12 protein-coding genes are annotated in these 12,202 nt (G+C 70.6%); 5 read left to right on the top strand and 7 right to left on the bottom strand.

The genetic code is table 11. From position 1 onward, the window contains the following. On the top strand, positions 1–552 hold a 552-nt coding region (locus tag ACYVE7_RS18575), incomplete at its 5' end, for a sirohydrochlorin chelatase family protein (protein ID WP_460366110.1). Between the two features lie 59 nt (positions 553–611). Here ACYVE7_RS18575 and ACYVE7_RS18570 read toward each other — a convergent pair. After that, positions 612–1,268 (bottom strand): potassium channel family protein, encoded by a 657-nt coding sequence (locus ACYVE7_RS18570; RefSeq protein WP_460366108.1) that lies wholly within the window; start codon positions 1,266–1,268, stop codon positions 612–614. A gap of 1 nt (position 1,269) precedes the next feature. Beyond that, positions 1,270–1,935, bottom strand: a complete 666-nt coding sequence (locus ACYVE7_RS18565) for a potassium channel family protein (RefSeq protein ID WP_460366106.1) — start codon at positions 1,933–1,935, stop codon at positions 1,270–1,272. Positions 1,936–2,013: 78 nt separating this feature from the next. Here ACYVE7_RS18565 and ACYVE7_RS18560 point away from each other — a divergent pair, with 78 nt between their 5' ends. The 3 genes from ACYVE7_RS18560 to ACYVE7_RS18550 all read left to right on the top strand — a co-directional run bounded on the left by ACYVE7_RS18560 (position 2,014) and on the right by ACYVE7_RS18550 (position 7,253). After that, complete coding sequence (locus tag ACYVE7_RS18560) at positions 2,014–4,038, top strand: APC family permease (protein ID WP_460366104.1); 2,025 nt, start codon at positions 2,014–2,016, stop codon at positions 4,036–4,038. Next, positions 4,031–5,446, top strand: coding sequence for a class I SAM-dependent RNA methyltransferase (locus ACYVE7_RS18555; protein ID WP_460366102.1), 1,416 nt, complete (start codon positions 4,031–4,033; stop codon positions 5,444–5,446). The genes ACYVE7_RS18560 and ACYVE7_RS18555 overlap by 8 nt, the downstream gene beginning before the upstream one ends. A gap of 94 nt (positions 5,447–5,540) precedes the next feature. Next, positions 5,541–7,253 (top strand): cation:proton antiporter, encoded by a 1,713-nt coding sequence (locus ACYVE7_RS18550; protein ID WP_460366100.1) that lies wholly within the window; start codon positions 5,541–5,543, stop codon positions 7,251–7,253. 27 nt (positions 7,254–7,280) lie between these two features. Here ACYVE7_RS18550 and ACYVE7_RS18545 read toward each other — a convergent pair whose 3' ends face one another. Genes ACYVE7_RS18545 through ACYVE7_RS18535 form a run of 3 tightly spaced genes read right to left on the bottom strand, consistent with a single transcriptional unit; the run spans position 7,281 to position 9,581 of the window. Beyond that, complete coding sequence (locus ACYVE7_RS18545) at positions 7,281–7,979, bottom strand: DUF3159 domain-containing protein (protein WP_460366098.1); 699 nt, start codon at positions 7,977–7,979, stop codon at positions 7,281–7,283. Beyond that, a complete protein-coding gene (locus ACYVE7_RS18540; protein ID WP_460366096.1) occupies positions 7,976–8,359 on the bottom strand; it encodes an OB-fold nucleic acid binding domain-containing protein in 384 nt (127 codons plus the stop codon). Before ACYVE7_RS18540 ends, ACYVE7_RS18545 begins: the two co-directional genes overlap by 4 nt. A gap of 34 nt (positions 8,360–8,393) precedes the next feature. Next, positions 8,394–9,581, bottom strand: a complete 1,188-nt coding sequence (locus ACYVE7_RS18535; protein ID WP_460366094.1) for an MFS transporter — start codon at positions 9,579–9,581, stop codon at positions 8,394–8,396. A gap of 104 nt (positions 9,582–9,685) precedes the next feature. Between ACYVE7_RS18535 and ACYVE7_RS18530 the strand changes: the two genes are divergently transcribed. After that, complete coding sequence (locus ACYVE7_RS18530; protein WP_460366092.1) at positions 9,686–10,669, top strand: LacI family DNA-binding transcriptional regulator; 984 nt, start codon at positions 9,686–9,688, stop codon at positions 10,667–10,669. 72 nt (positions 10,670–10,741) lie between these two features. Here the strand turns inward: ACYVE7_RS18530 and ACYVE7_RS18525 are convergent, their stop codons facing one another. Together ACYVE7_RS18525 and dut are read right to left on the bottom strand one after the other, a co-directional pair. Next, the gene (locus ACYVE7_RS18525; RefSeq protein WP_460366090.1) at positions 10,742–11,533 is read right to left on the bottom strand and encodes a DUF3710 domain-containing protein; all 792 of its coding nucleotides are present in this window, start codon (positions 11,531–11,533) and stop codon (positions 10,742–10,744) included. 16 nt (positions 11,534–11,549) lie between these two features. Then, positions 11,550–12,017 (bottom strand): dUTP diphosphatase, encoded by a 468-nt coding sequence (gene dut / locus ACYVE7_RS18520; RefSeq protein ID WP_460366089.1) that lies wholly within the window; start codon positions 12,015–12,017, stop codon positions 11,550–11,552. Positions 12,018–12,202: the final 185 nt, after the last annotated feature.

Here is a 12,202-nt window from a genome sequence, read left to right as displayed (position 1 = left end):
GCGCTGTCGGGCCATCCCGCCGCCGTCGTCGTCCCGCTGCTGCTCGCCGCCGATCCCGCGTTCGAGATCCCGCTGCGCGCGGGCCTCGCGGAGCTGCCGGTGCTGGTGGCCGAGGCCCTCGGCCCGCACCCGGTGCTCGCCGGGGCCCTGCATCTGCGGCTGGCCGAGGTGAACCTGGCCCGTGCGGACCGGATCCGGATGATGAGCATGGTGACGTCCGCCGACGGTGTCGTGCTGGCCGCGCGGAATCCGGGCGAAGGCATCGAAGTGACGGCCGTCCTGCTCGCCTCTCGTCTCGCCGTCCCCGTCGTCACCGCCGAGTTCGGTGATCCGGCGGCCCTCGCCAACGCGGCGGCCGAGCTGAAGGGGATGGGCGCCCACCGCATAGCCCTGTCCCCGTACGTGCTCGACGCCGATCCCGACGAGATCGCCATCGCCGCCGCGGCGGCGGGCGCCGAGTCCGCCCCGGCCCTCGGCGGCCATCCGTCCGTGGCCAACCTGGCCGTTCTCCGCTACGTGGAGGCCCTGGAGGCCACCTACACGGAAGAGTGACCAGATCGTGAACAGACGGAAGGGGCGGCCGTACGGCCGCCCCTTTCGCTTCGTCAGGTTCAGATCGTGAGGAGATCGCTGAGTTCGTCCTCGACGTCCTGGGAGGCGACGAACATGAGCTCGTCGCCCGCTTCGAGGGTGTCGTCGGCGGTGGGCACCAGGACGCGGCCTTCGCGGAGGATCGCGACGAGGGCCGTGTCGCGGGGCCAGGCGACGGAGCCGACGCGCTGCCCGTTGAGCGGGGCGTCCTCGGGCAGGGTCAGTTCGACGAGGTTCGCGTCGCCCTGACGGAAGGTCATCAGCCGGACCAGGTCGCCGACGCTGACGGCCTCCTCGACGAGCGCCGACAGCAGGCGCGGGGTCGACACGGCGACGTCCACGCCCCAGGACTCGTTGAACAGCCACTCGTTCTTCGGATGGTTGATCCGGGCCACCACGCGCGGCACCCCGTACTCGGTCTTGGCCAGCAGCGACACCACCAGGTTGACCTTGTCGTCGCCGGAGGACGCCACGACGACCTGGCAGCGTTCCAGGGCGGCGTCGTCCAGCGAGGAGATCTCGCAGGCGTCGGCCAGCAGCCATTCGGCGCGCGGCACCATCTCGACCTTGATCGCCTTGGGATCCTTGTCGATCAGGAGGACCTCATGGCCGTTCTCCAGCAGCTCCTGGGCGATGGACCGGCCGACGGCGCCCGCTCCCGCGATCGCTACCCGCATGTCACTCGCCTTCCTGGACGCGCTTGGCCAGCGCCTTGGTGATCCGCTCAAGGTCGTTGGCCTTGGACATGACGTGGACGACGTCGCCGTCCTGGATGACGGTGTCGCCCTTGGGGACGAACGCCTCGCCGAGCCGGTTCAGGAACGCCACCCGGGTGTCGGCGGCCGCCTCGAGCTGGGAGACCTTCGCGCCGATCCAGGCGGAGTCGGTCTGGACCTCGGCGAGCTTGACCTCGCCGGTGGGGTCGCGCCACAGCGGGAGCGCTCCGTCGGGCAGGAGCCGGCGGAGCATCTGCTCGGCCGTCCAGCGGACGGTGGCGACGGTGGGGATGCCCAGACGCTGGTAGACCTCGGCGCGGCGGGAGTCGTAGATGCGGGCCACGACGTTCTCGACGCCGAAGGTCTCGCGCGCCACACGGGCGGAGATGATGTTGGAGTTGTCTCCGCTGGAGACCGCGACGAAGGCGGACGCCTTCTCGATCTGCGCCTCCACCAGGACGTCACGGTCGAAACCGATCCCGATGACCCGCCGGCCCCTGAACCCGCCGCGCAACCGGCGGAACGCCTCGGGGTTCTGGTCGATGATGGCGACCGAGTGGCCCTTGTCCTCCAGGATATGGGCCAGGGTCGAGCCGACCCGGCCGCAACCCATGATGACGATATGCACGACCCGTCCCGTTTCCTAGATCACGAATTTCGGTTGGCTTAACGGGACAGTATCAACCTACCGTTAGAGTCTTGCCCCGTGTCGAAGGTTCCGGACGTAGCCAAACGCGTCCTTCTCGGCCGGGCGCTGCGCAGCACCCAGGCCAATGAGCAACTGCTGCCCAAACGGATCGCGCTCCCGGTCTTCGCCAGTGACGCGCTGTCCTCCGTGGCCTATGCCCCACAGGAGATCCTGATCACGCTCGGCATCGCCGGGCTGGCGGGGTACGCCTACACGCCCTGGGTCGCCGGGGCCGTCATCGTGATCCTGCTGGTCGTGGTCGCGTCCTACCGGCAGAACGTCCGGGCCTACCAGAGCGGCGGCGGCGACTTCGAGGTCGCCACGGTCAACCTGGGGAGCAACTGGGGGCTGGTGGTGGCCAGCGCCCTGCTGGTCGACTACGTGCTGACGGTCGCCGTCTCGGTGTCCTCCGCGGTCGAGAACCTGGGGGCGTTCACCCACCTCATCGACACGCACAAGGTCATCTTCGCGCTGCTGATCGTCGCGGTGCTGACGGTGCTCAACCTGCGCGGACTGAAGGAGTCGGGGATCGCCTTCGCGATCCCGACCTACCTGTTCATGTTCGGCATCTTCGCGATGATGCTCTGGGGCTTCTCCCGGCTGACGTTCGGCGCCCATCTGGAGGCCGAGACCGCGAACCTGGAGGTCCACGGCACCTCCGCGGGGCTCACCGGGTTCGCGCTGATCTTCCTGCTGCTGCGGGCGTTCGCGTCCGGCTGCGCGGCGCTGACCGGTGTCGAGGCGATCTCCAACGGGGTTCCCGCGTTCCGCAAGCCCAAGGGCCAGAACGCCGCGACCACCCTGCTGATGCTGGGCGTCGTGGCCGTCACGATGTTCGGCGGCGTGACCGCGCTCGCCTACGTCACCGACGCCAAGTTCGCCGACCCCACCCTGGGCAGCGAGCTGATCGACCCGGCGACCGGCGCCGACGTCTCGGAGTCGCAGAACACGGTCATCGCGCAGGTCGCCAAGGCCGTCTTCAGCAACTTCACGCCGATGTACGCCTTCGTCACCACGATGACGGCGCTGATCCTCATCCTGGCCGCGAACACCGCCTACAACGGCTTCCCCGTGCTCGGCTCGGTCCTCGCCCAGAACCGCTACCTGCCGCGCCAGCTCCACACCCGCGGCGACCGGCTCGCCTTCTCCAACGGCATCCTCATGCTGGCGGGGGCGGCCGGGCTGCTGATCTGGGCGTTCAAGGCCGACGTCACCAAGCTGATCCAGCTCTACATCGTCGGGGTGTTCGTGTCGTTCACGATCAGCCAGACCGGCATGGTGCGGCACTGGAACCGGCTGCTGAGCACCGAGGTCGAACCGGCCAAGCGCCGGCAGATGAAGATCTCCCGGGCGATCAACACCGTCGGCCTGGTGATCACCGGGATCGTGCTGGTGATCGTGCTGATCACCAAGTTCACCCACGGCGCCTACATCGTCTGCATCGCGATGCCCGTGCTGTTCCTGATCATGCGGGGGGTCAGGGCGCACTACGACCGGATCGCCCGGGAGCTGGAGCCGGGCGACGAGGAGTACGCGCTGCCCGCGCGGAACCACGCGATCGTCCTCGTCTCCAAGATCCACAAGCCGACGCTGCGGGCCCTGGCCTACGCGCGGGCCACCCGGCCGTCCACGCTGGAGGCGATCACCGTCTCGGTCGACACCGAGGAGGCCGCCCGGCTCCAGGACGAGTGGGACGCCCGCGACCTGCCCGTCCCGCTCAAGATCCTCGACTCCCCCTACCGGGAGATCACCAAGCCGGTTCTGGACTATGTGAAAAATGTCCGGCGGCGCAGCCCCCGCGACGTCGTCACCGTTTTCATCCCCGAGTACGTGGTCGGCCACTGGTGGGAGCACATCCTGCACAACCAGTCCGCACTGCGGCTCAAGGGCCGGCTGCTGTTCCAGCCGGGCGTCATGGTCACGAGCGTGCCGTGGCAGCTCGACTCGTCCGAAAGGCTGAAAGAACGGGCCGAGCCGCCCGCTCCCGGCGCCTATCGCCGAGCCTACGACCACGAGGCCGGTAAGATAGCGGAACGTGACTGATTCCGATCTCCTTGAACTGGAAGTCGGCCCCGTGGGGCATGGCGGCTTCTGCGTGGCCCGGCACGAAGGGCAGGTCGTCTTCGTGCGGCACGCCCTCCCCGGCGAGACCGTCCGGGCGCGCGTGACCGAGGAGACGAAGAACTTTCTCCGGGCCGACGCCGTCGAGATCCTCAAGGCCTCCCCCGACCGGCGCGAAGCGCCCTGCGAGTTCTCCGGGCCCGGCCGCTGCGGCGGCTGCGACTGGCAGCACGTGACCCCCGAAGGCCAGCGCCGGCTCAAGGCCGCCGTGGTCGAGGAGCAGCTCAAGCGCCTCGCCGGCATCGACAGGCCCGTGCACGTCGAGGAGGTGCCGGTACCCGTCCTGTACACCGAGGACGGCGAGCCGATCGCCTCCCCGCCCGGCCTGGGCTGGCGCACCCGCGTCCAGTTCGCGGTCGGCCCCGAGGGCGGCGTGGGGCTGCGCAAGAGCCGCTCCCACGACATCGAGTACCTCGACCGCTGCCTGATCGCCCACCCGGGCACCGAGCAGATCGGCGTGGAGCGGCAGCTCTGGCGGAACGCCTCGGGCGTCGAGGCCATCGTGTCCGCGGGCACCGGCGACCGGCTCGTGGTGATCTCGCAGCCCAAGGGGCGGAACAACAAGCCCGTCCGGGTGCCCGAGCTGGACGTGCCCGTCCGGATCGTCAAGCCCGAACGTCCCGAGCGCTACAGCGCGCCCCAGCCCGGCAAGCCCCCCGTCCGCAAGGCGATCACCCCGTTCGTCCGTGAGGAGGCCGCAGGACGGCTCTGGCAGGTCACCGGCAGCGGCTTCTGGCAGGTCCACCCCGGGGCCGCCGACACGCTCGTCAAGGCCGTCATGGACGCGTTGAAGCCCCAGCCGGGCGAGATCGCCCTCGACCTGTACTGCGGGGTCGGGCTGTTCGCGGGCGTCCTGGGCGAGCGGGTCGGCCGCGACGGCCTCGTCATCGGGGTCGAGACCGGCAACCAGGCCGTCAAGGACGCCAAGTTCAACCTCAAGGACCAGCCCTGGGTCAACATCGAGCAGGGCAAGGTCGAGGAGGTCCTGGCGGGCCTGGAGTTCGGCGAGGCCCGTCCGCAGCCCAAGGCCAACCCGCGGACGCAGAACAAGCGCGGCGCCGTCCAGGGCCACCGGGGCGGCTCCCGGGTCCGCGGCGCGGACATCACGGTCCTCGACCCGCCCCGCACCGGCGCGGGCGAGAAGGTCGTCGACGAGATCGCCCGCCGCACCAACCGCAAGATCGCCTATGTCTCGTGCGATCCGGCGACCCTGGCCCGCGACCTGAAGTACTTCTCCAACCGCGGCTGGGTCCTGGAGACCCTCCGGGCCTTCGACCTGTTCCCCAACACCTCTCATGTGGAGTGCGTCGCCTCGCTCGTCCGCGGCTGATCTCCCGCTTCCCCGAAGGCCCGCGCCACGGCGCGGGTCTTCGTGTTTCGGCGGGCCGTCCCGTGGAAGATCAACAGGGCGGAGGGGGCGGGGTATGGAACTGACGTTGATCGCGGTGCTCGGGGTGATCAGCATCGTCGCGGTCGCGGCGGTGTCGCGGCGGATCGGGGTGGCGGCGCCGCTCGCCCTGGTCGTGGTGGGGACGGTCCTGAGCTTCCTGCCCGGCGTGCCGCACATCGAGGTCGAGCCGGAACTCGTGCTGACCGTGGTGCTGCCGCCCCTGCTGTACGCCTCCGCCGTCCACATGCCCGCCAACGACTTCCGGCGCGACTTCAAGGCGATCTTCCGGCTGGCCGTGCTGCTGGTGCTGGCCACCACGCTCTGCGCGGGCTACATGTTCGCCTGGCTGCTGCCCGGGCTCGGCCTCGCCGCCGCCTTCGCGCTCGGCGCGATCATCAGCCCGACCGACGCGGTCGCCGCCACCTCGATCGGCAAGCGGCTCGGGCTGCCGTCCCGGCTGATGACCATCCTGGAGGGCGAAGGGCTGGTCAACGACGCGTCCTCCCTGGTGCTGCTGGGCTCGGCGATCGCCGCGATGAGCTCGACCGTCCATCTGTGGCAGGTCGGGCTCGACTTCGTGCTCTCGGTGATCGTCGCGACGGTCATCGGGATCGTGGTCGGGCTGCTCACGGTCGTCGTGCGGGGACGGCTCACCGACACCGTGCTCAACACGGCCGTCTCGTTCGTGGTGCCGTTCCTGGCGTTCCTGCCGGCCGAGGAGCTGGGGGCGTCGGGGGTGCTGGCGGTGGTGGTGACCGGTCTGGTCAGCGGCCATCTCAGCCCCCGGTTCCTGCGCGCCAGAGACCGGCTCACCGAGAACGTCAACTGGCAGACCGTGCAGTTCCTGCTGGAAAGCTCGATCTTCCTGCTGATGGGGCTCCAGCTCAGGACCCTGGTGGACAAGGCGCAGGACGACCCCCGGCTGAGCGTCACGGCGGCCGTCGGGATCGGGTTGCTGGCGTCGGCGCTGGTGATCGCCGTCCGGATGCTGTTCGTCGCGCCGCTGGTGGCCTCGCTCCGGCACGACGCCGACAAGGCCGAGGGCTTCCGGAACTTCCTGGACGATCTGGCCGACCGGCTCGGCAAGGGCGAGGAACTGCCGGCCAAGTTCCGCGCCACCGACAAGAAACGGTTCGAGCAGCGGCTGATCCGCCGCAAGGGCGACACCGAATTCATGATCAACGAGCGGTTCGGGTGGCGCGGCGGGGTGGTGATCGCCTGGTCGGGGATGCGCGGCGCGATCACGGTCGCCGCCGCGCAGACCCTCCCGGTCGACACCCCCTACCGGCCGCAGCTCCTGCTGATCGCGTTCGTGGTGGCCCTCACGACCCTGCTGCTCCAGGGCCTGACCCTGCCCCGGGTGATCGGCGCGCTCAAGGTGCCGGGCGACGACGCGGCCGCCGACCGCGAGTCCTACCTCGACCTGATGTCGGACCTGTCCGCACGGGCCTCCGACGTCCTGGACGACCCCGGCCTGAAGACCGCCGACGGCGCGCCCTACGACCCGGCCATCGTGGCGCGGGTCCGCGCGGAGACCACCGACCGGCGCACCCCGCCCAAGGACAGCCTCCCCGACGGCGTCGACCCCCGGGAGCAGTACCGCGAGCTGATGGTCACCGCGCTGGCCGCGGAGCAGGAGGAGCTTCTGGAGGTCCGCTCGGCGGGCGGCTACAACTCCCGCGTCCTCACCCACGCCCAGCAGGTGCTCGACACCGATCTGGCCCGCTTCCAGGACGCCGAGGGCTGACCTCGGGAGCCGTGCGGCGGTGGGCGGTCAGTGGTCGTCGTGGGAGAGCTTGTCCGCGGTCTCCTGCGGGGTCTCGGCCAGCGGGGTGCGGCCGCGGGTGAGGACCCAGAGCATGGCGGCGAAGGAGGCGACCTGGAGGGGCCAGCCCAGGACGATCTTGGAGGTGCCCAGCCAGCCGATGTGGTCGGACAGGTAGAGCGGGTACTGCACCAGGACCCGGACGGCACAGGGGACGATCATCAGCCAGGTGAGCTTGGAGCAGAGCCGGACGATCGCCGGATCCTGCCGCCAGGCCGTGGGATCCCCGGTGACCGAGCCGAGGATGAAGCCGACGACCGGCCAGCGGATGATGATCGAGAAGGTCATCGCGACCGCGTAGCCGGCGTTGTAGAGGATGCCCGGCAGGAACGCGTCGCCCGCGTTGCCCGAGCGCAGCGCGAACACCGCGGCGATGCCAATGCCGATCAGGCTGTTCAGGACGAACTGCACCGTCGACTTCTGGCTGATCCGGACGGCCAGCAGGATCAGCGCGATCCCGACGCCCGCGACCACGGACAGCCGCAGATTGTGGGTGATCATCCACCCGAGCGTGAAGGCGATGGTCGGGACGGCGCCCTCGACCACTCCGCGCGGACCGCCGAGAGCCTTGCTCAGCTGCTCCCGGACGACGGATTCGACCGTCCGTCGTGCTCTCTCGTCGGCGTTGATGGCGGCGGCCTCTGTCACGTAGTCCCTCGGAGCTCGTAGCGGGGGTTGAAGATGACCTTGCGTCCGTCCTGGACGGAGACCAGGCCCTCGGCGCTGAGCCGGCGGCCCGGCTCGATGCCCGCGATCCTACGGCGTCCGAGCCAGACCAGGCTGACCACGTCGCTGCCGTCGTACAGCTCGGCTTCCAGGGCGGGAGCCCCGCCACGCGGGCGCAGGGTCACCGTCCGTAGCGTACCCGCCACGTGGGCCCGCTGCCGACCCGAGCAGTTCTTGATCGGGGTGGCGCCCTCGGCGCCGGTGTCCTTCTGCAGCTCCTCGGCCTCGAGCTCCTCCTTGGAGGAGGCCAGGCGCCTCAGGAAGCGCCGCAACCCGCCCGTTTCGGTGGCCGTATCGTCCATGATTGCCACGGTACGCCATCGGCGAAGGCGGCGACTATGCGCGCGGGGTCAGTTCCGCCACACGCGTCATCGCGGCCCGTCCGGCCACCGCCACGACCAGGGCGAGGACCCCTCCGGCGGCCGCCCCGGCCAGCGAAGCACGCGTTCCGGAGTGGTCCTGGACGATTCCGGCCAGAGCGGACCCGGCGGCCACCCCGACGGTCATCGAGGCGATGATCCAGGCGAACGCCTCGGTGACGGTGCCGCGCGGCGCGAGCCCCTCGACCATCCCGAACGCGCAGGCCAGGGTAGGCGCGAGGAAGACCCCAGAGACGAAGGCCAGCAGCAGCATGACCGGCAGCGCCGGGGTCAGCATCAGCAGCGCGTAGCCCGCCGCGAGCCCCGCGAACAGCGGGGGCAGCTGCCGCTCGGCCGGACGCCCCCACCGCCTGGCCCCGTAGAACAGGCCGCCGCAGAGCGCCCCGACCGCGTTGACGGCCATCAGCCAGCCCGCCAGGGACGACCGGCCGAGCCCCTCGGCGTAGGCGACCATCGCGACGTTGAACACCCCGAGGCTGAGCCCGATGAAGCCGAGCGCCGCCAGCAGCACCAGCAGCCCTGGTGAGCGCAGCGGCCCCGCCCAGTCCCCCGAGTGCGGCGCCCCCTTCCACTCCCGCGACGGCTTCGAGGTGGCGACGATCAGCGCGCCCAGCAGCCCGAGGACGGCCGTCAGGTACAGCGGGGCGCTGTCGGAGACCAGCGCCGAGGCGATCACCAGCAGCGGGCCGAGCGTGAACAGCAGCTCCTGGGCGGAGGCGTCCATGGCGTAGGCGGCCCTGACCTGCGCCGGATCCTTGAGGACGGTCGGCCAGAGCGCCCGCAGCCCCGGCTCCAGCGGCGGTGTGAAGAACCCCGCGACGATCACCGCGATCATCGCGGGGGCCACGGAGTCCACGCCGAGCAGCGCGAAGGCCGCGAAGCCGAGCCCGGCCAGCACCGAGCTGGCCAGCAGCACCGGCGGCTGCCCGTACCGGTCCATCAGCCGGCCGAGCAGCGGCTGGCCCGCGACGGCGTCCGCGGCGACGGCGGCGAGCCCGCCCGCGAGGGCGTAGCTGCCGCCGTGCTCGCGGGTGAACCGCACGATCGCCAGGACGGCCATGCCGTTGGGCAGCCGGCCCAACAGGGTGCCGCCCAGCAGCCGCATCGCGTAGGGTGCGCGGAGCAATTCCCCGTAGACCCGCATGGCCCAGACCCCCTGTTTCTCGGACGTAATACGTATGACTAGACTCCGTCATACGTACGACTTCACGACATTCGGGACCTACTCTAGAGGGCGGAAGGAGACCGATGACGCCTGCAGGACCCTCCCCCGCTTCCCCGCCCACCAGTAAGGACGTGGCGGCCGAGGCCGGGGTCTCCCAGTCGACGGTCTCCATGGTCCTGTCCGGAAAGTGGCCGGGAAGAGTCTCGGCGGGCACCGCCCAGACCGTCCGGGAGGCCGCCGAACGGCTCGGCTACCGGCCGAATCCGGCCGCCCGCAACCTGCGGCTCGGCCGCACCCGGACCATCATGCTCGTGGTCCCCACCCTCATCGCGCCGTTCTTCGCGGCCGTCTACACCGGGGCGTCGCGGGTGGCCACCGAGGCCGGGTTCAGCCTGGTGGTGTTCCCCTGGCCGATCGTCTCCGACGGCACCTTCAAGGTCCCGCACGAGGCCATCGACGGGATGCTGGCCTCCTCGATGGCCGAGGAGTCGCTGATCGGCTCCCGACCCGTCCCGCTGGTCATGCTCGACTCCGACCCGGCGGGCGCGGCCCCGACCGTCAACTTCGACATCGAGGGCGCGATCGGTGATCTGACCGCCCATCTGACGTCGCTCGGCCACACCCGGATCGGCCATCTCGCGGCCGAGGTCGAGGCGTGGACCTTCCGCCGCCGCGCCGACGCCCTCGACGCGATCGTCGACGACGTGGTGCGGGTGCACGCCCCCGTCGCCATCTCCACCGGCTACGAGGCCGCCTACGAGCTGCTGTCGCGCCCCGACCGGCCGACCGCGCTGATCTGCGACGACGACACCCTCGCCGTCGGCGCGCACAAGGCGGCCGTCGCGCTGGGCCTCGAAGTGCCCACCCAGATCTCGATCACCGGCTTCGACGACCTGATGCTGGCCGAGGCGCTCGACCTGACCACGGTCCACCTGCCCGCCGAGGAGCTGGGCGCCCAGGCCATGACGGCCCTGCTGGATCTCCTGGAAGGCCGCTCCCCCGCCCGTCCGGTGCTCCCCGTCGAGATGATCGTGCGGCGCTCCACCGGCCGCCTCGCCGCTTCCTAGAAACCCGGCCAGAACGTCGAAGGGGGCCGATCCGGTGCGGATCGGCCCCCTTCGGCGGTTCAGGTCGGCGCCCTACCGGACCTCGGAGATCTCCGGGCCGCGGGTGTAGGGGTCGAACTCCTCGTCGGAGTCGTCGTCCTCGGCCTCCATGGCCTGCTGCGCGCCCTCGGGAAGCTTGAACTCCAGCAGCTCGCGCGGCGGCATCGGGTGGTCGCCCCGGTCCACGACGATCTGGGAGAACACGTCCTCCAGGACCTGCCACTGCTCTTCGTCCTCGACGGCCGCACCGGTCACCACGGCGCGCAGGAACCAGCGGGAGCCGTCCACGCCGATGAACTTGGCGGGCTGCCACGCGAAACCCTGCTCGATGATCTCGGCCGGGATCTGCTCGCGCATCTCCGGCGGCATCTGCTCGAGGACCTCGGGGGTCAGCGGCGCGGGGATCAAGGCGTGCAGCTCGGTGCCGAAGGGGCCCTCGGCCTCCTGGGTCTGGCCCTGGGCGTTCTCGGTGATCTCCTGGGCGGTCTCCTTGCGGATCTCGTCCCAGATGCCGGCGCGCTTGGGCGCGGCGAACGCCTGGAGCTGCATGGCCGACTCGCCGGTCACCACGGTCACCGCGACGATCCGGCCGTTGACCGGGTTGCCCTCGGCGTCGACCTCGGCGGCCTCAAGGTTGACCTGCACCTCGATACCGGGGCCGATCGGGACCTGGATGGAGCCGAAGTCGATCCGCTCGAGCTCAGGGAACTCGTCGGTGGCGGCGTCCCACGGGCCGGAGTCGCGGACCTCGGCAGCCTCAGACTCCTCGACCTCGACGGTCTGCGCCGCCGGCTCCTCTTCCTGACGACGACGTCCGAAAGCCACGTTGACTACTCCTTCTTCATGATGAGTGCGCAGGCTGAGCGTATCCCCCTGTAGAACCGAATCCGCCAGTTCCACGAGCGGAGGCGGGCAACTCAGCCACTTCCTTGAAGGTCGCGTGCTCGACACGTTGGATCACCAGCTGGGCGATGCGGTCGCCGCGGCGCAGTACGACGGTGTCCCTGAGGTCGGTGTTGAGGAGGGTCACCCTGATCTCACCCCGGTACCCGGCGTCGATGGTGCCGGGCGCGTTGACGAGTGTCACCCCCAACTTAGCCGCCAATCCCGACCTCGGGTGGACGAAGGCGGCGAAACCTTCGGGGAGCCCGATCGCCAGCCCCGTGGGTACCACGGCCCGCTCGCCGGGCGGCAGGACGACGTCCTGCGCGGCGTAGACGTCGGCGCCCGCGTCGCCGGGCAGCGCGTAGGACGGGGCGGGCAGCCCCTGGTCCAGCCGCTGGATCAACACCTCGGTCGTGTTCTGCATCGCGCGCCCCCGCTCGGAGAAAGTCCGCGGGAACCTTACCGCGACCGGACACGTCTGACCGGCATGATCGCGCTGACGCTGCTCTGGCCGGCCCTGCCGGCCGACCAGGCGTCGCTGCTCGCCCTCGCCCTGGCGGCCCTGCTGGTCGCGGGGCTGGCCGCCGTGCTGGCCTCCCGGCTCACCCT

It is taken from the genome of Actinocorallia lasiicapitis, from assembly GCF_054778695.1.
The sequence above is the reverse complement of the archived record's forward strand: the minus strand, read 5'-3'. Positions and strand labels throughout refer to the sequence as shown.

Bases quoted from the DNA above. Each gene is read 5' to 3' on its own strand.
- ACYVE7_RS18570 (WP_460366108.1), bottom strand. From the start codon at position 1,268: ATGCGGGTAGCGATCGCGGGAGCGGGCGCCGTCGGCCGGTCCATCGCC.
- ACYVE7_RS18550 (WP_460366100.1), top strand. From the start codon at position 5,541: ATGGAACTGACGTTGATCGCGGTGCTCGGGGTGATCAGCATCGTCGCG.
- ACYVE7_RS18540 (WP_460366096.1), bottom strand. From the start codon at position 8,359: ATGGACGATACGGCCACCGAAACGGGCGGGTTGCGGCGCTTCCTGAGG.
- ACYVE7_RS18535 (WP_460366094.1), bottom strand. From the start codon at position 9,581: ATGCGGGTCTACGGGGAATTGCTCCGCGCACCCTACGCGATGCGGCTG.
- ACYVE7_RS18530 (WP_460366092.1), top strand. From the start codon at position 9,686: ATGACGCCTGCAGGACCCTCCCCCGCTTCCCCGCCCACCAGTAAGGAC.
- dut (WP_460366089.1), bottom strand. From the start codon at position 12,017: ATGCAGAACACGACCGAGGTGTTGATCCAGCGGCTGGACCAGGGGCTG.